Below are 25,152 nucleotides of genomic sequence, written 5' to 3'. Positions count from 1 at the left end.
ATTAAAAGTCCCTACTAACATTATATTATAATAAGATTTAAAATAGAAGGAAAAAAATTTAAATGTTTAAAATAAATCGAATTTTCTTCAAAAAATAACATTTATTATTTGAGAAATCTGTTTTTTTGACAAATAATAGAGACTTTTTTTGCTGGTTATTTCCTTCTATTTGCCTTTTGACAAAATAATCGTTAGGCTAATAGGTATACAGTAAAAAGGGCAAATAAACATACTGCACAGTAAGAAAAATCATGTATAACGGGAGGTTCAATAATGATTGATATAAAAATGCTGGCGATGATCTTTTTTATCAATTTTTTCTATGTAACTCTCAACACACTGCGTTTTATGCTGACGATAAAAGGCTATCGTGTTCTGGCTCCCTTAATGAGTATGGTTGAGATTACCATCTATATTCTCGGACTTTCGATGGTCTTGGATCGTTTAGATAATCCTATCAATCTGCTGACCTATGCATTAGGCTATGCAATTGGCATTAGTGTTGGAATAAAAATTGAAGACAAACTAGCGTTAGGCTATATCATGGTCACTGTCATTTTACCGACAAATACGAATCAAGAAGCAAGCCTTCCTCGTGTTTTAAGGGAAAATGGCTATGGAGTTACACAATCCTACGGAGAGGGACTAGAAGGAGAACGAATGGTTCTAGAAATTTTATCTCCACGTAAAACAGAACGTCTGCTTTATACTTTGATCAAGGAAATAGAAGAGCGCGCTTTTATTATCTCCTATGAACCAAAATATATTTCCGGCGGCTTTTGGACAAAAAAAGTTCGTAAACGCCAAAAAAACAGCTTGAAGCCATAGCTCAAGCTGTTTTTTTCCAGATAAATTGAATCAATTGTTCCTCTAACTCTGGACTTTTAGTTATTGCCGAATGCCCGCCAATTTTGCCTGTGATCGTTAATTCTCGGTAGGTTTTCGCATGTTTCTGAAACAATAAACGGAGGGCAAATGCACTATGAGTAGAAACCGAACCGTCACTTTCTGACCCATCCTTTAAGTCCCCAGCTACATCAAGCACATCAATATTCGTCGGCAAACGACTCATCGCTTTGTCAAAATACTGATAAATTGGCGTTTCACCACTTGGACCTTTATCTGTTAACTCATAGGAAAAAATTTCCTCAGTATCTTCGGCAATTTCTAAATCATTAAATGGTGCAGCAATCGCAACGAAATGCTCAGTAACCGGTGTATTCTCTCCCGCATACTCGAGTAAATAGCGCAGTGATGAAACACCTCCCATAGAATGGCTAACTAAATTGACGCGGCGAACCTTTTGCTGATACAAATAGTGCATAACCTTATCGATCCATTTACTTTGAGTAATTTCATCGGTCACATCTTTTGCAAAAAGAACCATAATTGTTGGATTATCATTTCTGTTTCTCAGTTTCCCTTCCACAGATAGCTGACCATTCGCTTGCACTACGATTGTCATTTCACGCTTAGCGATATTCTTCCTTTCAAATCTTCGCAAAAGCGGTCCAAACGAAAAGGAATTTCCTTCATAGCCATGAATAAAAACTGTCGGTACATTTGAATAGTGTATATTCTTTTGCTCCGCCAGCGTCCCTGGACTGAAGTAGCGTACCTTTGCATAATAAATCCCAAAAAAAACTACAAAAAAACTGACAACCAAAACAATTCCCTTTACTATTCGTTGCATTTGCTCATGCCTTCTTTTTTATTAAATAAGAAAAACTTTCTCGTTTCCCTAATAATTCCTTTGCTAATTGACGCACAAAAAAGAATCGTGTTTCATTATTCATTTCTTGAACAACATTGCATGAAATATTTTCAGTATAAATTGGTATAGCCAATTGCCACTCAGGTCGCGACGTGACTACGTGAGTAGCTAATAAACTATCTAAAAAAATAGATTCTCGCTTTGGTTTCTTGCCCAACAGCACTCGGTCAAGGATCAAGCTTAATTGATTACTGAAAAATTCTGGATTAACGTCCCCAATGAGAACCGATAAAGTTGGAAACAAATTTGGTTGTTCACTATTCTCAAAATAGTTAGCTAAAGTTTCCGATAATTTTCCTCCACGATTAATTGTAACCAATTGAAAGTCCTCATTTTCCAATCGACTAATTGTCGGTAAAGCAAAATCTATTGCGATAGTACTATCCAATTTATCACTCCACAATTCATCTGCTAACCATACCAATAGTTCCTCATTTGAATATTGATCATTTACCTGCTGAATAAATGCTTTGACTAATTCACCCGTCGGATATTCCTTCAATACAGATAGTGAGAAATCGTAGCGGCGGTTTTGGCGAGAAATGATTTCATTTTCAATCAAAAGATCCAAATCTCTATCTAAATGACGATAATCCGGAAAATTACTTCGAATTTCACGCAAGATTACTGGCTCTTCTAGTTTAAAAAAATAGTTTACTAATTTCCGAATTTCCGGACACATTAAAGATTGCTGAAGTTTTTTGTTGTAAGTGTAAATTTGCATGCAAAATCCCTCTCCTATTAGAGTCATTTATCTACGTAGTTTTAATAGAGATTATTGTTTTATACATCTCTATACAATACTGATTTTAGTAGACTAACAAACTCTATCTCCGTTCGCATTATAATCCTAATAAAAAAAATCCACAAAAAAATGGACTTTTGACAGTCCACTTTTTAAAATAATCAAATTACTTCTCAAATACTTCAGTCAATTGAGGCACAACTTGCTTCTTACGAGATACTACGCCTGGCAAGAAAGCACGATCATTCTCAAGTTGGACTTTGAACGCTTCTGCAACCATTTCACGTGGTTCACCCGCTACTAATAATTCTGAATCAGAATCCAAGACATTTGTAACAAGTAATAAAAATAGGTCGTAACCATTTTTAGCATTTTCAGTTAACATCGCATCACGCAAAGCATCTTGGCGAGCAAAAACTTCATCTAAATCCACTGTATTGACCTGTGCGATTCGAACAGTTTTGTCAGCCATAGGAAATGATTTGGCATCCAAATCTAATAAATCTGCTTCAGATTTGTCTCCTAAGTTTGTGCCAGCTTTCAACAGCTCCAAACCGTAATTTTCTAAGTCAATATCAGCAATCTTGGCTAATTCATTCGCAGCATCAATATCCTCTTGTGTACAAGTTGGTGACTTGAATAATAAGGTATCTGAAATAATCGCTGAGACCATCATACCTGCGATTTTCGCTGGAACAGCTACATTATTTTCTTTATACAGTTTTAATACGATCGTTGATGTGCATCCAACCGGTTCTGCGCGATAGTAAAGCGGGTTTGCTGTTTGGAAGTTCGCGATTCGATGATGATCGACTACTGCTAGGATATTTAAATCTTCAATATCCGCCGCACTTTGTTGAAATTCATTGTGATCAACTAGCATTACATCATTCGTTTCAGTCGCCATTTTTTCGAGAGTACGTGGAGCTGTTAACCCAAAATGGTCCAATGCAAATTGTGTCTCTTCATTTGGTGTTCCAAGTGCAACTGCTTCTGCATCAACACCTAATTCCTTTTGCAGGTTAGCAAAGGCAATTGCTGCCCCGATTGCATCTGTATCAGGATTCTGATGTCCAAAAATTAAAACTTTTGCCATAGTTAATTCGCTCCTTTAAATTAGTTCCTCTTTATCATATCAAAAAAAAGTAAAAGAGCAACAATCAGTAGCTTTTTTCAACTATTTTTCTCAATATTTTTTTGTATTAAGGGTGCTATCGTAAAAGGTTACACAAAAAATCGGGTAAAGGATACTCCACCCGATTAAATGTTCTTTTTTAAATTTTACGTTTTAAATAGCCCTTATAATCTTCTGTATGCAATATTTTTTTTGCATTCTCAACTCGATCATCTGTAGGAGGTTCAATTCCTTCTAATGGATATTTCATTCCCATTTCTTCCCATTTATATTTCCCCATCGTATGATAAGGTAAAATCTCAACTTTATCGACATTATTTAGGCTCTTTATAAATTTATTTAATCGAATTAAAAATTCGTCATAGTCACTTCTGAAAGGTACTAACACATGACGCACCCAAACGGGTTTATTAATATCTGAAAGATACTTCGCCATCTCCAAAATATTATCGTTGCTATGTCCAGTTAATTCTTTATGCTTTTGGTTATCAATTTGTTTAATATCAAATAAAATTAAATCGGTATATTGCATCAATTCTTTAAATTTAGAAAAAAATGGTTCTTCAAAAGTAAATGGTTTGCCACAACTGTCTAATGTCGTATTGATTCCCATTGACTTTGCCTTTTTGAATAAATCGATCAAGAAATCGATTTGAAGCAAGGGTTCACCACCACTAACAGTGATTCCTCCTTTTTTACCCCAATAACTTTTATAGTTTAATGCTTCTTTTAAAATATCATCAGCAGTTCGTTTCTTAGCTTTAGGATCGTTTATTTTCCAAGTATCCGGATTATGGCAAAATTGACAACGCATCCGACACCCTTGCATGAAGACGATAAATCGTACGCCGGGCCCGTCAACAGATCCGAAGCTTTCAATTGAATGGACATTTCCGACAATAGGTTGTTCAGTCACAGTAGACATAAACAGTCCCCCTCTTCTATATGTAAAATTTCCTATGAAATTTTTGACACAAATCACTAATAATCACTGTTAAAAAGTAAGGCGAATAGACTACCGTCCATCCGCCCTAGTTCAGTATTCGGTTCTACTCAATGCTTACATTTTAGCATGGAATGTACGGCTGATTACATCCTCTTGTTGTTCACGAGTCAAATCGATAAACTTAACCGCATAACCAGAAACACGAATTGTGAAGTTTGCATACTCTTCTTTTTCTGGATGTTCCATGGCATCAATCAATTTTTCTTTACCAAAAACATTCACATTCAAATGATGTGCTCCTTGATCGAAGTAACCATCTAAAACATTCGTTAAGTTTTCAATACGTTCTTCTTCATCATGACCCAATGCATCTGGATTAATACTTTGAGTATTTGAAATCCCATCCAATGCATATTCATATGGTAATTTTGTCAGCGAGTTAAGCGAAGCCAATAATCCATTTTGCTCAGCTCCATAAGATGGGTTTGCACCTGGAGCTAATGGTTCACCTGCTTTACGTCCGTCAGGTAGTGTACCAGTTGCTTTACCATAAACTACGTTAGAAGTAATCGTTAAGATTGATGTAGTTGGTTCTGAATTACGATAAGTATGATAGTGTTCAAGTTTTTCCATAAATGTTTTCAACAACCATACAGCGATGTCATCTGCACGTTCATCATCATTACCATATTTAGGGAACTCGCCATCTATCTTAAAGTCAGTAACAATACCATCTTCATCACGAATTGGGAAAACTTTTGCATATTTAATGGCTGCTAATGAATCAACTACGTGTGAGAAGCCAGCGATACCTGTCGCGAAAGTACGCTTCAAATCAGTATCCATCAAAGCTAATTCAGCAGCTTCATAGTAATATTTATCATGCATGAAATGAATCGCATTCAAGGTATTTACATACATTCCAGCTAACCATTCCAACATATCGTCATACTTAGCCATGACAGAATCGAAATCTAGAGCATCATCCGATTCAATTGGACGGAAATCAGGTCCTACTTGTGCTTTAGATTTTTCGTCAACTCCACCGTTGATCGCATATAACAAGGCTTTTGCCAAGTTTGCACGAGCGCCAAAGAATTGCATTTCTTTACCTGTTTGTGTAGCAGAAACACAGCAACAGATTGCGTAGTCGTCTAGCCATACCGGACGCATCACGTCGTCATTTTCGTATTGAATCGAAGAAGTATCAATAGAAATTTTCGCTGCATAGTCTTTGAATCCTTCTGGCAAGCGTGAAGAATACAGTACAGTCAAGTTTGGTTCTGGAGATGGTCCCATGTTTTCTAATGTGTGTAAGAAGCGGAAGTCGTTTTTAGTGACTAATGTACGTCCATCCATACCCATCCCAGCAATTGATAAAGTTGCCCAAACTGGATCGCCTGAGAATAATTCATTATAAGAAGGAATACGAGCAAATTTGACCATACGTAATTTCATTACTAAGTGGTCAATCAATTCTTGTGCTTGTTCTTCAGTTAAAATACCCTTTTCAATGTCTCTTTGAATATAGATATCTAAGAAAGTAGATACACGGCCGATTGACATAGCTGCACCATTTTGCTCTTTAATTGCTGCTAAGTAACCAAAGTATGTCCATTGAACTGCTTCTTTAGCATTTTCAGCTGGACGAGAAATATCAAAGCCGTATGCTTCGGCCATTTCTTTAATACGTTTCAATGCTTTGTATTGATCACTGATTTCTTCACGTAAGCGAATATCTTCTTCAGTGAATTGTCCGTGTCCACAGTTTGCATGGTCCTTTAATTTCTCTTGCATCAAATAATCGATTCCGTATAAAGCTACACGGCGATAATCACCAACAATACGTCCACGTCCGTAAGTATCTGGAAGACCAGTGATGATCTTTGCACGACGAGCCGCACGAATTTCAGGTGTGTATACATCGAAAACTGCTTGGTTATGAGTTTTATGATAATCATTAAAGATTTCAGTATATTTAGGATTTGGTGTATAGCCGTAGCGCTCAAGAGATTCTTCTGCCATACGAATACCTCCGTAAGGCATGAAAGCACGTTTTAACGGCTTGTCTGTTTGAATACCAACGATAGTTTCTTTATCTTTCATGTTTTCATCGATATAGCCGGCACCGTAAGCATTAGCCGCAGATACAATATCTGCTTCCATATCTAATACGCCGCCATTTTCACGTTCTTGTTTTTGAAGTTCTTGCAGTTTCGCCCATAATGAATTTGTTGCCCCTGTTGGTTCAGCTAAAAAATCAGCAGTGCCTTCATACGGAGTGTAGTTGGCTTGAATAAAATCACGTGTGTTGATTTCGCTTTTCCATAAATGCCCCTTGAAACCTTCCCATGCAGACTTCTCAGTGTTTTTCTTTTTTTCCAGTTCATTTGTTGCAGTTCCCATTCAAAAGGACCCCCTTAGAATAATAAAAACTTAATTACTACAGCTTTACGAACAAAGTATAACACATAAATTCTTTTATGCAAGCCTTTCCTTGTGAAAGATTAATTAGAAAATGAAATAAGAATGTAATCGGTAGCAAAGCTTTATTTTTATAGGTTTATAAGACATTTTATAGTTTGATTTTTCTTGCTGAATACTGTGTCTCACTGATACTTTGTGATAAAAAAAACGGGCATCTGTTTTAATACAGATGCCCAACTGTAACATTATTATATAATACAGAAGGTCAGTCAGTAACTAATTCCTGTGTATGAACAACTGAAAAAAGTTCTCCTTCTTTCTTCTCATCAACTGCAAATGTTCCGTTTGAAATTCGATCACTAATAGCAACATCAGAAATTTCAAGTTCCTTCACGATTCCTTTGCTAGTTGTTAAAACAAGTTTCCCTTCTGTTTCCGTTGTCATATAAGAAAGTCGGTGTGGATTCTTTTTCAGTTCGCGGAAAATTAGCAAACCACGTTTTGCTCGACCTAACTGTGGTAACTCTTGTACTAGCATTCGCTTAGCGGCACCACGTTGACTTAGCAACAGAATTGGCGAATCTCCCTCAGAAGGTACTAAAGCACCTGCTACTACAAAATCGCCATCCTTAAGATTAATAGCTTTAACACCAGCCGCTTTTGATCCTACTACCGGAACTTCATCTAATGGATATCGCAAGCCAAAAGCACGATGTGAAGCAATAAACACATCTACATTGCGAATTTCATCGGTCAAAAAGACCGATACAATTTGATCCGTGTCACTTTTCATTTTCATAGCAGTCGTTGGCCGGCTGCGATACGTACGCCAAGGAGAAAACTCTGTCATACGCGTTTGTTTGATCATGCCTTCTTTACTCATGAAGATAAAGAGTTTATTGGCATCAATTTCTTTATATGGAAAAGCCGCAATTATTTCTTCACTCATAGATAAATTAGTAATCGTCTGAGAAATATGCTCACCGACATCCTTCCACTTCAACTCAGTAATTTCATGAACTGGTCGATAAATCATATTTCCATGATTTGTCAGAATCAGCAAGTGATCGAGTGTATTCAGCTTATCGATAAAAATGATTGAATCTCCATCTTTCATGCCGTGCTCATCTGGACGTGAAGCATTATACGAACGCAAGCTGCTGCGCTTTAGATATCCTTCTTTTGTTAATGTGACAATAACGTCCTCTTGAGCAATAAGCACCTCTGTTTCAATCTTGATTTCACTAATCTCATCCTCAATCTTTGTCAAACGATCATTTCCATAATTCTTTTTGATTTGACGCAGCTCTTGTTTCATGACTTTATGCAATTCTTTTTCGCTATTTAAAATCAAATGTAATTCTTTGATTTCTCCGGCTAGCTCAGCTGCTTCTTTTTCCAATTGAGTGATATCTGTATTGGTTAAACGATATAACTGCAAAGTCACAATCGCTTCTGCTTGCTCTTCACTGAACTCGAAACGCTCGACTAGATTATTCTTAGCATCTTTTTTATCTTTACTGCCACGAATTGTTTCAATCACTTCGTCAAGAATCGATAAAGCTTTCATCAATCCCTCAACAATATGTTGGCGCTTCTCTGCTTTAGTAAGTTCGTATTGACTGCGTTTAGTTATTACAGATTTGCGATGATCAATGTAACTTTCTAAAATGTGCTTCAAACCAACTTGCTGTGGTGTCATATTATCGATAGCAACCATATTAAAATTGTAGTTGATCTGCAGATCAGTATTTTTAAACAAGTAATTTAAAATGCCTTCTGCATTCGCATCTTTTTTAAGCTCTACTACTACTTGTAATCCAGTTCGATCTGATTCATCTCGAACTTCAGCAATGCCATCGATTTTTTTATTTAGACGAATCTCATCCATTTTTTTGACTAAAACAGCTTTGTTCACTTCATAAGGAATCTCATGAATAACGATTTGCTGCTTACCGCCTTTTAGAGGTTCAATCGATGTTTTTGATCGAAGAATTACTTTACCTTTACCAGTTTCATAAGCCTTTTTGATCTCGGCCTTTCCTTGTAGGGTGCCACCTGTTGGAAAATCAGGACCTGGAATATACTCCATAATTTTTTCTAATGAAGCATTCGGGTGATCAATTAGATAAATTGCTCCATCAATTACTTCAGTCAAATTATGCGTTGGAATCTCCGTCGCATACCCAGCAGAAATACCAGTTGAGCCATTGACTAGTAGGTTAGGGTAAGCAGCAGGCAATACAGTTGGCTCTTTTTCCGTGTCGTCAAAGTTCCATACAAAATCGACCGTTTCTTTTTCTATGTCTTTCAGCATCTCGCCACTTAATTGAGATAACCGAGCCTCAGTATAACGCATTGCTGCAGGCGGATCACCATCCATTGATCCATTGTTCCCGTGCATTTCGATCAAGACTTGACGCAATTTCCAGTCTTGACTCATTCTAACCATCGCTTCATAGATTGAACTATCTCCGTGAGGATGGTAATTACCCATAATATTTCCGACTGATTTAGCTGACTTTCGAAACCCCTTATCATAGGTATTTCCATCTTTATTCATAGCAAATAGAATTCGACGTTGAACTGGTTTTAAACCATCACGAATATCTGGTAATGCACGTTCTTGAATAATATATTTTGAATAGCGGCCAAAACGGTCACCCATTACTTCTTCCAATGTTAATTCTTGAATTGAATGTTTCGTTTCCATTAGCTGACCACCTCCTACTCATCAAACAGACTGATTATTTTAACTTCATCAGTTGTTTCTTCCGTTTCTTGTTGTTCGGATACTGGAACTACAGATGTTTCTTCTTTGTTATCCAGTAAACTACCTTCTTCTTCTAAAGTAAATTGCACATGTTTTTCGATCCATTTACGACGAGGTTCTACTTTATCTCCCATTAAAGTCGTAACACGCCGCTCAGCTTGAGCAGCATCATCAATTCGGACACGGACAAGGGTACGATGCTCGGGATCCATCGTTGTCTCCCACAATTGATCTGCGTTCATCTCACCAAGACCCTTGTAGCGTTGAAGCATATAACCCTTACCAATTTTTTTCGTTGCATCTTGCAGCTCGTCATCTGTCCAAGCGTATTCAATGACTTGTTTGCGTCCAGCACCTTTTGAAACTTTGTATAACGGTGGTAAAGCGATATACACTTTTCCAGCCTCAATTAACGGTTTCATGTAGCGATAGAAAAATGTTAATAGTAAGACTTGAATATGCGCACCATCGGTATCCGCATCGGTCATAATAATCACCTTATCATAGTTACAGTCCTCAATTGAAAATTCTGGACCAACTCCAGAGCCTATTGTATAGATCATCGTATTAATCTCTTCGTTTTTAAGGATATCTTGCATCTTAGCTTTCTCGGTATTGATAACTTTACCTCTTAATGGCAAAATTGCTTGAAATTTCCGATCACGACCTTGTTTGGCTGAACCACCAGCAGAATCTCCTTCGACTAAAAATAGTTCGTTTTTAGCAGCATTTCGAGACTGTGCTGGAGTAAGTTTACCTGAAAGCAATGATTCGCCTTTTTTGCGCTTCTTGCCATTTCGACTTTCTTCACGGGCTTTACGGGCAGCTTCACGAGCTTCACGAGCTTTGATTGCTTTACGAACAAGCATTTGGCTGTTTTCACTATTCTCTTGCAAATAGAAGCCCATTTGTTCACCAATGACACTGTCCACCGCTCCACGAGCAGCAGGGGTACCTAATTTTTCTTTTGTTTGTCCTTCAAACTGCAAAAGATTTTCTGGAATTCGAACAGACAAAACTGCTGAAAGACCTTCACGGAAATCTGATCCTTCTAAATTTTTATCTTTTTCCTTTAATAAACCTGACTTACGAGCATATTCATTAAATGCCTTAGTCATAGAAGTTTTCATTCCAGACTCATGGGTACCGCCATCTTTGGTTCGCACATTGTTAACGAAGGAAAGAAGGTTTTCCGAATAGCCGTCATTATATTGATAAGAAAATTCAACTTCAATCCCTTCACGTTCACCAGAAAAATAAACGACAGGAGTGAGTGTGTCCTTATCTTCATTCAAGTATTCTACGAACTCTTTGATTCCTTCTTCAAAATGAAAAACTTCCGTAACTTTTTCTTCACCACGCATATCTGTCAACGTGATCTTCACTCCACGCAACAAGAAAGCTGATTCTCGCAAACGCTCTGATAAAGTTTCATAAGAAAAACTCAACGTTGAAAAAATTTGAGCATCCGGCAAAAAATGTACAGTAGTCCCATTTGGTTTGCGGGTTTTACCAATTTTCTTAAGGGTTCCCTGAGGTTTTCCACCATCCTTGAACTCTTCAAGATATTCAACGCCATCTCGAACAATCGTTACATTTAACCATTCTGATAAAGCATTTACAACACTTGCACCAACTCCGTGCAAGCCGCCAGAAGTCTTATAGCCGCCCTGCCCAAATTTTCCGCCAGCATGAAGGATCGTGAAGATTACTTCTACGGTTGGGATACCGGATGCATGCATCCCTACTGGCATCCCCCTTCCTTTATCGCTTACTTCTACACTATTATCTGGATGAAGCGTTACTTCGATCTCGTTACCATAGCCTGACAAGGCTTCATCGACCGCATTGTCAACAATCTCATAAACCAAATGATGCAAGCCGCGACTATCAGTCGAACCAATATACATCCCTGGTCTTTTTCTAACCGCTTCTAATCCCTCTAATACCTGGATCGAAGCGTCATTATACTCGTTGTTCATCTTAACCAAGCCTACAACTCCTTACTTCTACTTTAACGTAATGATTTTCTCAAAAGAAAAATAATTTGTTTGTTCGTACTGGATACCACCGCACTGTTTGAAAAAAGGTTTCATTGTGATTCATCAAACGATAAAAATGGGTTGGTTTCCTTTTCTAAAGTACATCATTTGTATGATACGCTAAAAAAGCTCAAAAAAAAAGCCTATCCTGTTTCTGAAAAGGCATTTTAAGCTTTTTTTTTAATAAAATCAACTCATGCATTACGCTTTTTTGTTTAGCTCAATCTTCACGCAGCGATCCATGACAATATCGTTGCGTCCTTGATCCTGCAATATTTTGGCCGCTTCTTCACTACTTAGTCCAAGCTGTGCCCAGAACACCTTTGCATCTGTCTTTAAAAATTCTTTGGCTACAGATGGTAAAAATTCACTGCGTCTAAAAATATCAACAATATCAATTGTTTCCGGTATTGCAGTCAGTTCATCCACTACTAGAATCTCATTGATCGTTTGTCCAGCTAGTTTTGGGTTCACGCCGTATAGTTTGTAGCCATAGGATTTTAAAATGTCAGCAATTTGATAGCTCGTTTTTTCTGGTTTGTCGCTCAACCCAACAACAGCTATTACCTTTGCATCCTCTAAATACTGATAAATTTTTTCTTGACTAGGATTTTGAAAGCCCATCCGAATCCCCTCACTCAGTTTAATTTTTAATTATTCACAACGTTTAGTATATCATGAGATTAGAATTTGTTCACTCTTTTGAAATCTGATAAAATAGCCTTACTAATAAAGAAATGAGGATTCATATGAAAACCGCCATACTTTTAGTCCTTGCTTATCTTCTGGGCTCTATTCCATCTGGTATTTGGATTGGAAAACTTTTTTTTAAAAAAGACATTCGTGAATATGGTAGCGGTAATTCAGGAACTACTAATACCTTTCGTGTGCTAGGAAGAACTGCAGGGTTTGTTGTTTTTGCCATGGATTTATTAAAAGGTTCTCTAGCGACTGCTCTGCCAATTTTTTTCCATGTAGACATTAATCCTTTGTTGTTTGGTTTAATTGCAGTCATTGGGCATACATTACCTATTTTTGCTGGTTTCAAAGGCGGTAAAGCAGTTGCAACTAGCGCCGGGATGCTATTAGCATTTGCGCCTTTATTCTTTTTTTATTCTTTGGTTTTCTTTCTGGTCGTTCTTTATATCACTAGCATGGTTAGTGCGGCGAGTATTGCTTCGGCCATTTTCGTCACCTTGTCTTCAATTATTTTACCTTATGTTTGGCCGACGATCTTGCCGACGTATAATTGGTTATTGACATTGATCTGCTTTCTTCTAACTTGCTATATTATCTACCGCCATAGAGAAAATATTCAACGAATTAAGGCTGGGACAGAAAATCGTGTTTCTTTTGGTCTGAATAAAAAGGAGAAATAGATGGAGGAGCAACTTTTAGATTGGGCAATCGAGCTTCAGGCTTTAGCCCAGACTGGACTAACCTATACTCAGGATCCTTTCGATCACGAACGATTCGAACGTATTCGCACCATTGCTACAGAGATACTAGCGGTACAGTCACCAGTTCCAGTTCCAAAGCTACGGAAACTATTTGCTGACGAATCGGGATATCCTACTCCAAAATTAGATACACGAGCAGCGATATTTGAAAACGAAAAAATTTTATTGGTACAAGAAAAGGATAAGTGTTGGTCCTTGCCTGGCGGTTGGGTCGAGTTCAATCAATCCATCAAAGAGAATACTATTAAGGAAACACTAGAGGAAACAGGTTTAACCGTCGAACCTCTAAAAATTGTCACTATTCAAGATCGCAATAAGCATAATCTTCCTCGCTACGCTTATAGCGTTTGTAAAATTTTTGTTGAGTGCCGCCTATTAAGTGGCAAATTTATCGAAAACATTGAAACAATTCAGTATGATTGGTTTGATAAGGACTCTTTGCCTCAGTTGTCTGAAGCAAAAAATACGAAAAATCAAATTGATCTATGTTTTAAAGCTCATAAAGATACACAATGGAATGTACCATTCGATTAAAATTGTCTATGCAATTAAAAAGCCAATCCTAAAGGATTGGCTTTTTAATTGGCAACATTCTTAGCTAACAGTAATAGAAAATTCAGTTTTAAAGGTATCATTTACAGCTAATCGATTCATGCCTTCTTTATCTTCGAGTCGTCCATTACTATCTACGGTATCTGCGAATCCCCACCAAGGTTCGATACAAACAAATGGTGCCGCAGTCGGATATGGAGACCACAGTCCTACATAAGGAATATTGTTGTAGGCTAATGTGACACTGTGCGGAGACTCTTCGCTACCTAAAGTATAGGCGTTTAACCCGCGTGTTTCATAAATTAGAGCATCTTCTTTGAATAGCTCATGACTCAACTGAATATTTGTATTGGTTTGTCCAATTGTTTTTTGATCCAAATTTGCGTAGGGTCCCTCTAAAGGTATTTTCACTCGTGATTTTTGTGGAGAAAAAGCAATGAAGTAATCCTCAAATTTTAAATCATTGGTTAGTGGAATATTGAAAGCAGGATGACCTCCAAGAGCAAAAATCATTTCCTCTGTTCCCGTATTTTCAACATTAAAACGAATCCGAACACCCTCACCCCATATTTCATAACTGATCATTAAAGTAAAATCAAACGGATAAATCTTTCTTGTTTCATCATTACTTTCTAGCAAAAAAGTTGCTTTATCCTTTGTTTGCTCTACGATTCTAAATTCCTTGTCTCGAGCAAAGCCGTGTTGGCCCATCGCATAAGTTTTACCTTTATACGTATATTGATTATCTTTTAGACGGCCCACAAATGGAAATAGAAACGGTGCATGTCGGTTCCAGTATTTTGGATCTGCTTGCCAAATATATTCGATCTCATTAGCACGTAAGCTAATAAGCTCTGCGCCTTTTTCGTCTATCGTTGCTTGCAAAAAATCATTGCTGATCGTCACTGCCATAGGTACCCACTCCTTGCTTCTGCTAATTATAATTACTCATATCGTATTTTTAACTATCTAGATATTTTCAAGTTCATTGATTAAAGTGATAAAATTTTTCAGAAATCATGTGACATAAAGAAGTTAGACTAATGTCTTTACTTATGACGTACTAACTCATCCTTAAATAATGGATTCAGAACTTTTAAATATGTTCCTTTCATCCCTAGAGAACGAGATTCAATAATCCCAGCAGATTCGAGCTTTCGCAAAGCATTCACAATGACTGAACGCGTGATACCAATCTTATCTGCAATATTCGAAGCGGTTAGGCGCCCCTCATCTCCTTCTAATGCATCAAAAATTGCCTTTACAGCTTTTAACTCACTGTAAGAAAGCGTACTGATTGCCATCTGTACAGCTGTTTGACTTCGGATTTTTTCTTCAACATTCAAAAACTGCTGATATAAAACTTCCATCCCGATAACTGTTGCTCCATATTCTGCTAAAACTAAGTCATCATCATTAAAGGCCCCTTCTGTTCGAGCCAATACGATTGTGCCTAAACGTTCTCCTGATCCAAAGATTGGAATAACTGTTGTCAATCCATTCGGGTAAAGCTCTGCCCGTTCAGTAGGGAAGGCAGTCAACTCATTGGCTACTGGTATGTTGGCCTCCGTTTTGAAGACTTCCTTCATTTCCGATACATAACTGTCTGGAAACTGGCGATCAACAAGAAAGGAACGAACACGATCCGTATTGATATCAATTTTTTCGTTAAGTCCCAACAATTTCCCTTCAGCTCCAATGATGTAGGTCAATGAGCCTAGAATGTCCCCCAAAATCCGCGCCATATTGTTATAAGGTAATTCTGCAGTTGGTTCAAAGGCATTTTTCTGTTGCATTAACTTATTAATTTGGCGTGTTTTTTCTAATAATGTTTCCACTTTTTCCCCTCCATTTATTAAAGAATATAACGACTTAAATCTTTATTTTGAGCGATGGATACTAATTTCTCGTCCACATATGCTTCAGTAATCTTAATCTCACCCATTTGCATATCTGGCGCTTCAAACAATAAGTCTTCCAATAATTTTTCTAAAATCGTGTGTAAACGACGTGCTCCAATATTGTCAGTCTCCCGATTTACATCAAAGGCGATTTGTGCAATGCGTTCGATCGCTTCTTGCGTAAAGATAACTTCGACATTTTCAGTACCAACAAGAGCGATATATTGTTTAATCAACGCATTGTTTGGCTCTGTTAAAATTCTAACAAAATCTTCTGCTGATAGATCACTTAACTCAACTCGGATAGGAAAACGTCCTTGCAATTCAGGAATCAAATCGCTAGGTTTTGAAAAGCTGAACGCTCCACTGGCAATAAATAGAATATGATCTGTTTGAATTGCACCATATTTAGTGTTCACTTGAGAACCTTCAACAATCGGCAGAATATCACGCTGCACTCCTTCACGAGATACTTCTCCGGAATTTTGTTGTGATTTAGAGGTAATTTTATCGATTTCGTCGATAAAGATAATTCCAGAGCTTTCTGCTAGCTTGATCGCTGCCGTAGAAATATCTCCTTCATTGACCAGTTGAGCCTGTTCCTCTTTCACTAAAAGCTCTTGGGCATCTTTAACCGTAACTGTACGCTGAACTTTTTTCTCTGGTGTTAGTGCACCAAGGGTATCAGAAAGATCAATTCCCATTTGCTCTAATCCATTATTCATCGGCATAGCCTTTTTGGGTTCCGCTAACTCGATCGTTACTTCTCTTTGATCTAATAATCCTTTTTCTAACTGTTCAAGTACAGTTTGACGATTAACTTTGATATCCTCAGTTACTTCTTCTTTTGGCTCAGTCTGCCCTTGACTGAAAATATTCATCATTTGTTCGTATGGATTATTACTTTGTTTCTGCTCTTTTTTTATACCTGGAACTAGTACTTTGACTAAGCGCTTGTTGGCTCTTTTTAACGCTTGAGAATAAACCTTTGAATATTGCTCTTTTTCAACAATTGTGATTGCGTTCTCAACCAAATCACGAACCATTGATTCTACATCACGACCAACATAACCAACTTCTGTAAATTTAGTGGCTTCAACTTTAACAAATGGTGCTTTAACGATCCTCGCTAGGCGCCGAGCAATCTCCGTTTTCCCAACACCAGTTGGTCCAATCATTAAAATATTCTTAGGTGCAACCTCCTGTTGCATCGACTCTTCTAACTGCATCCGACGATAACGATTCCGTAAAGCGATCGCTACTGAACGCTTTGCTTCATCTTGCCCAATGATGTATTGATCTAAATCGCTAACGATTTCTTTTGGTGTTTTATTAATTTCAGTCATTTTGATTCTCCTCACCGATACAAATATACAATTTTTTCTAACAAACCGAATTCTATTAAACTACATTTCTTCAACGACAATATTATGATTTGTGAAGACACAAATATCTGCAGCAATATTTAAGGCACTTTCTGCCATTTCTTTTGCACTCATTTCAGAGTTATGCTTTTTCATGGCCCGAGCTGCTGCTAACGCATAATTCCCACCTGAACCGATCGCTAAAATACCATCGTCTGGTGCGATTACTTCGCCATTACCAGAGACTAACAGCATCTCGTCTTTGTTCATCACAATCAATAAAGCCTCCAAATTTTTCATAGCCTGTTGTGTCCGCCACTCTTGAGCTAGCTCCACGGCCGCTCTTTGAAGATTTCCGTTGTACTCGTTCAGTTTGCCTTCAAATTTTTCTTCTAGAGTGAACGCGTCTGCTACACTTCCCGCAAAGCCTACAACAACTTTTCCATTATAGATACGACGAACTTTACGGGCGGTCCCTTTCATAATAACTTGTTCTCCCATTGTTACTTGACCATCACCAGCCATCGCTAATTTCCCATCTTTTTCGATCGCGCAAATTGTGGTTGAATGAAATTGTGATTCTGACATTTTGTTCTCTCCTTTGTTTAAATAAACTTTAGGCTCTTGGATGAAATGAGCGATAATTTTTTTGTAAACTTTCCTTTGTTACATGAGTATAAATTTGAGTAGTAGATAAATTAGCATGTCCTAACAATTCCTGCACAGTACGTAAGTCAGCACCATTATTTAATAAATGTGTAGCAAACGTATGACGTAACATATGAGGATGAATATCACTAGCTAAGCTGCTTTTTTTTATGATTTGATTAAGCACGTATTCAATTCCAGCTGATGTGATTTTTTCTCCACGATGATTGATAAACAGATAGTCATGGTCTTTACCAAAATGATTCATCAACCTCTTGCGCCCATCACGAATAAATTCTAGAATTGCATCTGCTGCATAAGAGCCTAATGGAACATATCGATCTTTGTTTCCTTTTCCATGAATCAACAGGACGTTATTATCAAAATCAATAACAGATAATTTAAGATTGGCACACTCGCTGACACGCAGGCCTGAACCATAAAGTACTTCTAATAATGCACGATTTCTTTGATCTAAAGGCTTCACGCCATTTACACTATCAAATAAGGATTCGATTTCTTTTTCATAAAAGAAACGCGGTAATCGTGCCTGTTTCTTTTTTAGATGAACGTAAGAAAAAGGATTTTCTTTAATTTTTTCATGCTTTAAGAGATATTGATAAAATGAACGTAAACTAGCGATTTTCCGACTAATCGTATTCCGACTATATTTTCGATCATTTAAAAAGGCTAGATAGACACGGACATCCAGATGATTTACTGAAATCAACAAGGGTTCACCTGAGTCTCTCAAAAAATCACAAAAGTCATCTAAGTCACGCTGATACGCCTCTTTTGTTTTATTAGAATAGCCACGTTCAGTTATTAAATAGCTCATAAACTCTTCCATTATCTCTTCATTCTGCAAACTTTTTCTCACCTCACAAACATATCACAAATGTAGCATAAGAGCTTTTTAAATACAATTGAATTGTCAGAATTTATTGACTTTTCACGAATATACTAACAATTCTTTACAGATATTTCATAATTGCTTTCAAATCAAAAATGAAATCGATTTATTTTGTCCAAATAAAAAAATTTCATTGCCTAAGCAATGAAATTTTTTAACCATTCATTTCAGCTAACGCATTTAACGCTCTAGTTGCCAATGTTTCGTAACGTAGCTTCTTATCACGTATTCGTTCTGGCAAATCAGGAAATAAGCCGAAATTTGCATTCATCGGTTGAAAATGTTTACCTTCCGCATGGGTGATGTAGTAAGCCATCGAACCAAGCGCAGTTTCACGAGGAAACTCGATCAGTGCTTCATCTTTCGCTAATCTAGCAGCATTCAATCCAGCCACCAATCCACTACCAGCACTTTCTACATATCCTTCAACACCCGTCATTTGTCCAGCAAAAAATAAGTTTTCTCGCTTTTTACTTTGATAGGTAGGTTTAAGAAGTTCTGGTGAGTTCATGAAGCTATTGCGATGCATAACCCCATAGCGTAAAAACTCGACGTTTTCTAATCCAGGAATCAAACGGAAGACACGTTTCTGTTCTCCCCATTTTAAATGAGTTTGAAAACCCACAATGTTGTACATAGAGGCTGCTGCATTATCTTGTCTCAACTGAATGACCGCATAAGGGCGTTTACCAGTCTTTGGATCTTCTAAACCAACCGGCTTCATTGGTCCAAACAGCATTGTTTTGATACCTCGTTTTGCTAGAACCTCAATTGGCATGCAGCCCTCAAAAAATTTTTCTTTCTCAAACTCCTTTTGCGGAGCTACTTCTGCTCCAATCAAGGCTTCATAAAAAACCATGAATTCTTCTTCAGTCATTGGACAGTTCAGATAGGCAGCTTCCCCTTTATCATACCGAGATTTCAAATAAACTTTCTCGCGATCTATAGTAGCTCCATCAAGAATGGGGGCTGCCGCATCGTAGAAGTAAAATCCATGTGAACCATTATATTCCGCAATCTCCTCTGCAAGGGCTTCAGAAGTTAACGGTCCTGTAGCAATAATAGTAATGCCTTCAGGGATATTAGTTACTTCTTCAGAGATGACTGTAATCATTGGATGTTCTTTAATTTTTTTTGTAATTAATGCGGAGAAATCATTACGATCAACGGCAAGAGCACCACCTGCAGGTACTGCTGTCTCATCTGCAGAGGTAATCACCACAGAATTTAACCGCCGCATTTCTTCTTTTAACACGCCGACTGCATTCGTCAGGCCATTGCCGCGTAAGGAATTGCTGCACACAAGCTCCGCGAAATTTTCAGTATGATGTGCGGGGGTAGATTTTACTGGCCGCATTTCGTATAAATTAACAGGTACACCTGCTTCTGCTAGCTGCCATGCAGCTTCGCTCCCCGCTAAACCAGCACCGATAACATTAACTGTTTTTACCATCTATTCCTCACTTATTCAAAATTATTTTTGTACTGCTTCTTCATAATCACCGTTAATACAAACAACTTGTTTGCCACCTTTGACTTTTTTCTCAACTAAGTATCCATCACATTTTGGACAGCTACGGCCGACTGGTTTATCCCAAGAAGTAAAGTCACAATCTGGATAGCGAGAGCATCCATAAAACAAACGATTTTTCTTTGATTTTCGTTCTACCACTTGTCCTTTATGGCAAACTGGACATTCAACACCAATTTCTTTAATGATTGGTTTGGTGTTCCGACAGTCTGGAAAATTGCTGCATGCATAAAATTTCCCATAACGTCCCAACTTAATCACCATTGGATGACCACAAACGTCGCAATCAAAACCAGCTGGTTCATCTTTAATTTGTATTTTTTCAATACCTTCTTCGGCCTTTTCAAGCTCTACTGCGAACGGTTTGTAAAAACGGTCCACCACTCTTGTCCATTCTTCCTTACCTTCTTCAACCTTATCCAGATCATTTTCCATCTCAGCAGTAAAGTTGACATCTACTATTTGTGGGAAGAAATCAACAATTAAAGTATTGACGATTTCACCAAGCTCTGTTGGCTCAAAACGTCTTTGCGTCAATTTCACATAATAGCGACGTTGGATCGTGTCTAGCGTCGGTGCATAAGTTGAAGGTCGACCAACGCCATTTTCTTCAAGCGTTTTAATCAATGTGGCTTCACTAAAGCGAGCCGGTGGTTGAGTAAAGTGTTGCTTCGGTTCAATATTGACAGATTGAACAACATCGCCTGTCTCAAGTTCAGGCAAGATATTTTCTTTATCCTCTTTGCCATCATCACGCCCCTCGATATAGACCTGCATAAATCCTTTGAATTTGATTTTAGAACCATTGGCAATAAAAATCACACCGTTTTGTTCTAATGTCACTTTCATCGTATCAAGAATTGCCGCGGTCATTTGACTAGCGACAAAACGTGACCAAATCAATGTGTAAAGTTTTAACTGATCTTTATCTAAATATTGCTTCATCTCATCAGGTGTTCGTTGAACACTAGTAGGCCTAATCGCTTCGTGAGCATCTTGAGAGCCTTGTGGATTTTTTGCTTTACGAGCATGATGCTGTGAATATTCTTTGCCATAGGTCTTTTCAATGAATTCTGCTGCCTCGGTCTTTGCTGTATCTGAGATACGAGTCGAGTCCGTACGCATATACGTGATTAAACCAACAGTCCCTTGTTTTCCTAAAGCGATTCCTTCATACAATTGTTGAGCAACCATCATAGTTTTTCTAGTACGGAAATTTAGTTTGCGTGCAGATTCCTGCTGCATGTTACTTGTGGTAAAAGGCAATGCCGGATTCCGTTTTCGTTCCTTTTTCTCAACTTTGGTAACTTCATAGTCCTTGCCATCAATTCTTGAGGTAATTTCTTTCACAGCTTCAGCGTTAGGAAGTTTTTTCTTTTTCCCATCAACGCCCCAGAAATTAGCCTTAAATTTTTTTGCTTTTTTCTTGAAGTTTCCATCAATACTCCAATATTCTTCTGGTACAAAATCACGAATTTCTTGTTCCCGATCAATGATCATCTTCAAAGCAATCGATTGAACACGACCAGCACTTAACCCTTTTTTGATTTTTTTCCAAAGAATTGGTGAAATAGAATAACCAACTAGCCGATCCAATGCTCGTCGTGCCTGCTGCGCATCTACTAAAGAGACATCAATTGAACGAGGTTCCTTAAAAGCTGCTTTTACTGCATCTTTTGTAATTTCATTAAATACTACACGATTTTTATCTTTTAAGTCTAATCCTAATAAATAAGCGAGATGCCAGGCAATAGCTTCCCCTTCTCTATCCGGGTCACTTGCGAGATAAACTTTTTGTGCTTTTTTAGCTGCCTGCTTCAAACTTTTGATAACATCGCCTTTGCCGCGAATAGAAATATAATGAGGTTCATAATTATTTTCAACATCGATCCCCATTTTACTTTTTGGCAAGTCGCGAACATGTCCAACACTTGCTACCACTTTGTAATTTCTTCCTAAATATTTTTCAATGGTCTTTGCTTTTGCTGGTGATTCCACGATAACTAGGTATTTATAGGCCAAATGCTTTTGCCTCCTCAATTTTTTCTACTATTATATATCGGTAACTACTGACAAATCGTAGCCTATAATACGCTATTCAAATTTTGTTTGTCAAGTCAGGTCTAGTGAATTTTATTCCACAAATCATAAGAATCAAAAATATCTTGTGTTTTTTCTACACAAATTGCCCCATCCTGAATCAACTGATGACAACCGCTAGATCGCCCATCTAATATTGAACCTGGTACTACAAATACATCCTTGCCATAATCTAAAGCTTGTTGTGCTGTGATCAACGAGCCGCTTCTTCTTTTTGCTTCTATTACCAAAACACCACTGCTTAATCCAGCGATGATTCGATTGCGCATAGGAAAGTGAAATTTTGCCGGCATTGTCCCGTTAGGATATTCACTTAAAACTAAATGATTCTGACTCATTTCAATTTGTAAGTTTCCGCTAGTTTTAGGATAACAAATATCTAAGCCAGTTCCAACCACGCCAATTGTTTTTCCTTGATTACTAATAGCGAATTGATGAGCAAAACTATCAATCCCTTTAGCCAATCCGCTGACTATCGAAAATCCCCGTTTAGTAATGTCTGGCATCAATTCTTTTAAAACCTGATAACCATAATTCGTGGCTTTACGAGCACCTACGATTGCCAGCATATCTCTTTTTAATAAGTTCAAATTGCCTTTATAAAATAATACCAGCGGTGGAGTTGGAACCTGCCGTAATGACTCTGGATATTCTTCATCTTCGATAGTAATAAACTGGTGTGTACTTTCGATTTCTTTTAATCGGTCTTCAGTCCATTCGTTCCAATTGTTTGGCTTAGTAGTTTGTGCTAATAAACGTATTTCTAGCTCATCAAACTGCCACCATTGATGTCTCTTAGCAAATCTGTAAATTTGCTGTTTCCCGAATGTACCGATTCCTTTAGTTAAACTTAAACGTAACAAAAACTTATTTTTCAAAAAAATCCCTCTTTTCAGCTCTTTAACAAAAAGATACTAAAAAAAGAAGGATTTCATTTTATAAATTTTTAATTGGTGCAAAAGTTTTTCGATGAATTGGTAAAATCCCTTCATTTTCAATGGCTTTTAAATGCTCTTTCGTTCCATATCCAGCATTTTTTGCAAATCCATACGCTGGAAAATCTTTCCCATAATTTGCCATCCACTCATCTCGATAAACTTTTGCGATGATACTTGCAGCAGCGATGGATACGGAACGCGCATCACCCTTAATAATTTTTTCTTGTGGCAACCCATTATCCAAAACCATCGCATCTATCAATAAACAATCTGGAGCAAGCTCCAACTGATCGATTGCTCGCTGCATAGCAACTTTAGTCGCTTGATAAATATTTAGTTGATCGATTTCATCAGCTGTTGCTTCACCAATACCAATAGCTCGTGCATTCCTTTTAATTTCAGCAACAAGCTCTTCACGTTTGTGTGCTGAAAGCTGTTTTGAATCGTTTAATCCTAAGATTTCATGCTCATCATTCAAGATAACCGCTGCTGCAACTACAGGACCAGCTAGTGGTCCACGGCCAACCTCATCAATACCGCAAATCGCTTGAAAACCCAGGGCTTTTTTTTCATCCTCAAAAACTGACATATCCTGATATTTTTGAACTAAAGCAGCTTTTTTTTCTTGCCGTCTTTGCCATTGAGCTAGAGCTTGCTGCACACCTTTGCGTGAATCCTGCTGAAATTCCGCCAAACGAGGGTCATCTGTCGAAATAATTTTATTGATTTCAGTCTTTATTGCACTGATTGATAATTTTTCTATCATTCACTCAGCTCCTCAAATCGATCTAATGTATAACGTCCTAGCCTACCCTGGCGCAGCTCAAGGATTAGCATCTCGCTTGCTCGTTCATAGTCATCCTTAAACCCGCGTTTCTCAGAAATTAATAATAATAATTCTGGTAACGACATAAATAAATCATCGTCTGTTAATTTATAGCGTATCTTTAATTGCTCTGGATAGAAGCGGCAAAAAATCTCTAATTCATAAAGTGCTAAATCATCCAGATGCAAAAGATCATCCTTAATTGCTCCCGTCAATGCTAATTTTTTTCCAACAGCAGGATCTTCAAATTTAGGCCACAAAATTCCAGGTGTATCCAGTAATTCTAGTTGAGAGCCAAAACGCAACCACTGTTGTCCTTTAGTGACGCCTGGACGGTTACCCGTGCTAGCGATTTTCTTTCCTGCTAAATGGTTTAATAAGGTGGATTTTCCTACATTAGGAATACCTAAAACCATTGCACGAATAGCACGAGGTTTCAATCCTCTTTCTTTATCACGGGCCATTTTTTCTGCCAAAACTTTTTTACTAGCGGGTACAATTTGTTTGACACTTCTATCATCTTTAGCGGTCAGTGCAAGTATGTGATGTCCTTGATCTCGAAAATAGTTTAACCATAAATTTGTTTGATTAGGATCTGCTAAATCAGATTTATTTAACAAAATCAATCGCGGCTTTTGCTGTACAATTTGGTCTAACATCGGATTGCGTGAAGATAATGGTAAACGAGCATCGATTAATTCATACACGATATCGACAAATTTTAGCTTTTCAGCAACTTCCCGTCTGGCTTTAGCCATATGTCCAGGAAACCATTGAATAGTCATAGTAAATTCCTCCTTGAAATAGTAATATTAGCCTTAGTTTTCTGTTTCATTAAAGTATACGTCCCGTAAGCATTTTAAATTTTGTAAAATCCATTAGATTCAATGAACTCTCATGCCACCTTTAAGTTGACTCGCTTTTCAATTATAGTTTGAGAGCTTTTATTTCCACACGCTATTGTATCATAACTATCTTTTTTTGCGCTCTCTCTCCTCCATTTTTTTACTTGAACATACTTTTCAACTATTTATATTCAGTTTGCTTAAATGTCAATACAATTTTTGGAATACTCAA

The 25,152-nt window shown here is 37.5% G+C and carries 21 protein-coding genes; 3 read left to right on the top strand and 18 right to left on the bottom strand.

Translation table 11 applies throughout. From position 1 onward, the window contains the following. Nucleotides 1-273: 273 nt before the first annotated feature. Complete coding sequence (locus tag JZO85_RS08100) at nucleotides 274-828, top strand: DUF2179 domain-containing protein (RefSeq protein WP_207107997.1); 555 nt, start codon at nucleotides 274-276, stop codon at nucleotides 826-828. Nucleotide 829: 1 nt separating this feature from the next. Here JZO85_RS08100 and JZO85_RS08095 read toward each other — a convergent pair whose 3' ends face one another. The 8 genes from JZO85_RS08095 to JZO85_RS08060 all read right to left on the bottom strand — a co-directional run bounded on the left by JZO85_RS08095 (nucleotide 830) and on the right by JZO85_RS08060 (nucleotide 12,466). Beyond that, a complete protein-coding gene (locus JZO85_RS08095) occupies nucleotides 830-1,693 on the bottom strand; it encodes an alpha/beta hydrolase (RefSeq protein ID WP_207107996.1) in 864 nt (287 codons plus the stop codon). A 4-nt stretch (nucleotides 1,694-1,697) separates the two neighbouring features. After that, entirely contained in the window at nucleotides 1,698-2,498 is an 801-nt protein-coding gene (locus JZO85_RS08090; RefSeq protein WP_207107995.1) for a DUF1803 domain-containing protein, read from the bottom strand. Nucleotides 2,499-2,685: 187 nt separating this feature from the next. Beyond that, complete coding sequence (locus tag JZO85_RS08085; protein WP_207107994.1) at nucleotides 2,686-3,615, bottom strand: manganese-dependent inorganic pyrophosphatase; 930 nt, start codon at nucleotides 3,613-3,615, stop codon at nucleotides 2,686-2,688. Between the two features lie 178 nt (nucleotides 3,616-3,793). Next, nucleotides 3,794-4,579, bottom strand: coding sequence for a pyruvate formate-lyase-activating protein (gene pflA, locus JZO85_RS08080; protein WP_207107993.1), 786 nt, complete (start codon nucleotides 4,577-4,579; stop codon nucleotides 3,794-3,796). A gap of 135 nt (nucleotides 4,580-4,714) precedes the next feature. Next, nucleotides 4,715-7,006: a formate C-acetyltransferase gene (pflB, locus tag JZO85_RS08075; protein ID WP_207107992.1), complete on the bottom strand. Its 2,292-nt coding sequence runs from the start codon at nucleotides 7,004-7,006 to the stop codon at nucleotides 4,715-4,717. Nucleotides 7,007-7,292: 286 nt separating this feature from the next. After that, nucleotides 7,293-9,740, bottom strand: coding sequence for a DNA topoisomerase IV subunit A (gene parC / locus JZO85_RS08070; protein WP_207107991.1), 2,448 nt, complete (start codon nucleotides 9,738-9,740; stop codon nucleotides 7,293-7,295). A 14-nt stretch (nucleotides 9,741-9,754) separates the two neighbouring features. Further along, nucleotides 9,755-11,782 carry a DNA topoisomerase IV subunit B gene (gene parE, locus JZO85_RS08065; RefSeq protein WP_207108004.1) on the bottom strand — a complete coding sequence of 676 codons (2,028 nt, stop codon included), beginning with the start codon at nucleotides 11,780-11,782 and terminating at the stop codon, nucleotides 9,755-9,757. A 261-nt stretch (nucleotides 11,783-12,043) separates the two neighbouring features. Beyond that, complete coding sequence (locus JZO85_RS08060) at nucleotides 12,044-12,466, bottom strand: CoA-binding protein (RefSeq protein WP_207107990.1); 423 nt, start codon at nucleotides 12,464-12,466, stop codon at nucleotides 12,044-12,046. A 125-nt stretch (nucleotides 12,467-12,591) separates the two neighbouring features. Between JZO85_RS08060 and plsY the strand changes: the two genes are divergently transcribed. Together plsY and JZO85_RS08050 are read left to right on the top strand one after the other, a co-directional pair. Then, complete coding sequence (plsY, locus tag JZO85_RS08055; RefSeq protein WP_207107989.1) at nucleotides 12,592-13,221, top strand: glycerol-3-phosphate 1-O-acyltransferase PlsY; 630 nt, start codon at nucleotides 12,592-12,594, stop codon at nucleotides 13,219-13,221. Beyond that, nucleotides 13,222-13,836, top strand: coding sequence for an NUDIX hydrolase N-terminal domain-containing protein (locus JZO85_RS08050; protein ID WP_207107988.1), 615 nt, complete (start codon nucleotides 13,222-13,224; stop codon nucleotides 13,834-13,836). Nucleotides 13,837-13,896: 60 nt separating this feature from the next. Here the strand turns inward: JZO85_RS08050 and JZO85_RS08045 are convergent, their stop codons facing one another. From JZO85_RS08045 to ylqF, 10 genes are all read right to left on the bottom strand, one after another. Next, nucleotides 13,897-14,766, bottom strand: coding sequence for an aldose 1-epimerase family protein (locus tag JZO85_RS08045; protein WP_207107987.1), 870 nt, complete (start codon nucleotides 14,764-14,766; stop codon nucleotides 13,897-13,899). 137 nt (nucleotides 14,767-14,903) lie between these two features. Continuing rightward, nucleotides 14,904-15,692 carry a GTP-sensing pleiotropic transcriptional regulator CodY gene (gene codY, locus JZO85_RS08040; protein ID WP_207107986.1) on the bottom strand — a complete coding sequence of 263 codons (789 nt, stop codon included), beginning with the start codon at nucleotides 15,690-15,692 and terminating at the stop codon, nucleotides 14,904-14,906. 17 nt (nucleotides 15,693-15,709) lie between these two features. Next, nucleotides 15,710-17,101: an ATP-dependent protease ATPase subunit HslU gene (hslU, locus tag JZO85_RS08035; protein ID WP_207107985.1), complete on the bottom strand. Its 1,392-nt coding sequence runs from the start codon at nucleotides 17,099-17,101 to the stop codon at nucleotides 15,710-15,712. 60 nt (nucleotides 17,102-17,161) lie between these two features. Continuing rightward, nucleotides 17,162-17,707 (bottom strand): ATP-dependent protease subunit HslV, encoded by a 546-nt coding sequence (gene hslV / locus JZO85_RS08030; RefSeq protein ID WP_207107984.1) that lies wholly within the window; start codon nucleotides 17,705-17,707, stop codon nucleotides 17,162-17,164. Nucleotides 17,708-17,735: 28 nt separating this feature from the next. Continuing rightward, nucleotides 17,736-18,635 (bottom strand): tyrosine recombinase XerC, encoded by a 900-nt coding sequence (xerC, locus tag JZO85_RS08025; protein ID WP_242550270.1) that lies wholly within the window; start codon nucleotides 18,633-18,635, stop codon nucleotides 17,736-17,738. Nucleotides 18,636-18,834: 199 nt separating this feature from the next. After that, nucleotides 18,835-20,133: an FADH(2)-oxidizing methylenetetrahydrofolate--tRNA-(uracil(54)-C(5))-methyltransferase TrmFO gene (trmFO, locus tag JZO85_RS08020; protein WP_207107983.1), complete on the bottom strand. Its 1,299-nt coding sequence runs from the start codon at nucleotides 20,131-20,133 to the stop codon at nucleotides 18,835-18,837. A 21-nt stretch (nucleotides 20,134-20,154) separates the two neighbouring features. Continuing rightward, entirely contained in the window at nucleotides 20,155-22,233 is a 2,079-nt protein-coding gene (topA, locus tag JZO85_RS08015) for a type I DNA topoisomerase (RefSeq protein WP_207107982.1), read from the bottom strand. Nucleotides 22,234-22,334: 101 nt separating this feature from the next. Further along, nucleotides 22,335-23,189, bottom strand: coding sequence for a DNA-processing protein DprA (gene dprA / locus JZO85_RS08010; protein ID WP_207107981.1), 855 nt, complete (start codon nucleotides 23,187-23,189; stop codon nucleotides 22,335-22,337). 58 nt (nucleotides 23,190-23,247) lie between these two features. Continuing rightward, the gene (rnhB, locus tag JZO85_RS08005) at nucleotides 23,248-24,015 is read right to left on the bottom strand and encodes a ribonuclease HII (RefSeq protein ID WP_207107980.1); all 768 of its coding nucleotides are present in this window, start codon (nucleotides 24,013-24,015) and stop codon (nucleotides 23,248-23,250) included. Continuing rightward, the gene (gene ylqF, locus JZO85_RS08000; RefSeq protein ID WP_207107979.1) at nucleotides 24,012-24,860 is read right to left on the bottom strand and encodes a ribosome biogenesis GTPase YlqF; all 849 of its coding nucleotides are present in this window, start codon (nucleotides 24,858-24,860) and stop codon (nucleotides 24,012-24,014) included. The genes rnhB and ylqF overlap by 4 nt, the downstream gene beginning before the upstream one ends. Nucleotides 24,861-25,152: the final 292 nt, after the last annotated feature.

It is taken from the genome of Candidatus Enterococcus murrayae, assembly GCF_017315985.1.
Classification (GTDB): Bacteria; Bacillota; Bacilli; order Lactobacillales; family Enterococcaceae; genus Enterococcus_A; species Enterococcus_A murrayae.
This window is presented reverse-complemented; position numbering and strand designations above follow the sequence as displayed.

Coding starts and splice junctions, on each gene's coding strand:
- rnhB (WP_207107980.1), bottom strand. CDS start 24,015: ATGATAGAAAAATTATCAATCAGTGCAATAAAGACTGAAATCAATAAA.
- parC (WP_207107991.1), bottom strand. CDS start 9,740: ATGGAAACGAAACATTCAATTCAAGAATTAACATTGGAAGAAGTAATG.
- pflB (WP_207107992.1), bottom strand. CDS start 7,006: ATGGGAACTGCAACAAATGAACTGGAAAAAAAGAAAAACACTGAGAAG.
- JZO85_RS08090 (WP_207107995.1), bottom strand. CDS start 2,498: ATGCAAATTTACACTTACAACAAAAAACTTCAGCAATCTTTAATGTGT.
- ylqF (WP_207107979.1), bottom strand. CDS start 24,860: ATGACTATTCAATGGTTTCCTGGACATATGGCTAAAGCCAGACGGGAA.
- JZO85_RS08095 (WP_207107996.1), bottom strand. CDS start 1,693: ATGCAACGAATAGTAAAGGGAATTGTTTTGGTTGTCAGTTTTTTTGTA.
- trmFO (WP_207107983.1), bottom strand. CDS start 20,133: ATGGTAAAAACAGTTAATGTTATCGGTGCTGGTTTAGCGGGGAGCGAA.
- JZO85_RS08100 (WP_207107997.1), top strand. CDS start 274: ATGATTGATATAAAAATGCTGGCGATGATCTTTTTTATCAATTTTTTC.
- JZO85_RS08060 (WP_207107990.1), bottom strand. CDS start 12,466: ATGGGCTTTCAAAATCCTAGTCAAGAAAAAATTTATCAGTATTTAGAG.
- parE (WP_207108004.1), bottom strand. CDS start 11,782: ATGAACAACGAGTATAATGACGCTTCGATCCAGGTATTAGAGGGATTA.
- JZO85_RS08050 (WP_207107988.1), top strand. CDS start 13,222: ATGGAGGAGCAACTTTTAGATTGGGCAATCGAGCTTCAGGCTTTAGCC.
- JZO85_RS08045 (WP_207107987.1), bottom strand. CDS start 14,766: ATGGCAGTGACGATCAGCAATGATTTTTTGCAAGCAACGATAGACGAA.
- plsY (WP_207107989.1), top strand. CDS start 12,592: ATGAAAACCGCCATACTTTTAGTCCTTGCTTATCTTCTGGGCTCTATT.
- JZO85_RS08085 (WP_207107994.1), bottom strand. CDS start 3,615: ATGGCAAAAGTTTTAATTTTTGGACATCAGAATCCTGATACAGATGCA.
- hslV (WP_207107984.1), bottom strand. CDS start 17,707: ATGTCAGAATCACAATTTCATTCAACCACAATTTGCGCGATCGAAAAA.
- pflA (WP_207107993.1), bottom strand. CDS start 4,579: ATGTCTACTGTGACTGAACAACCTATTGTCGGAAATGTCCATTCAATT.
- hslU (WP_207107985.1), bottom strand. CDS start 17,101: ATGACTGAAATTAATAAAACACCAAAAGAAATCGTTAGCGATTTAGAT.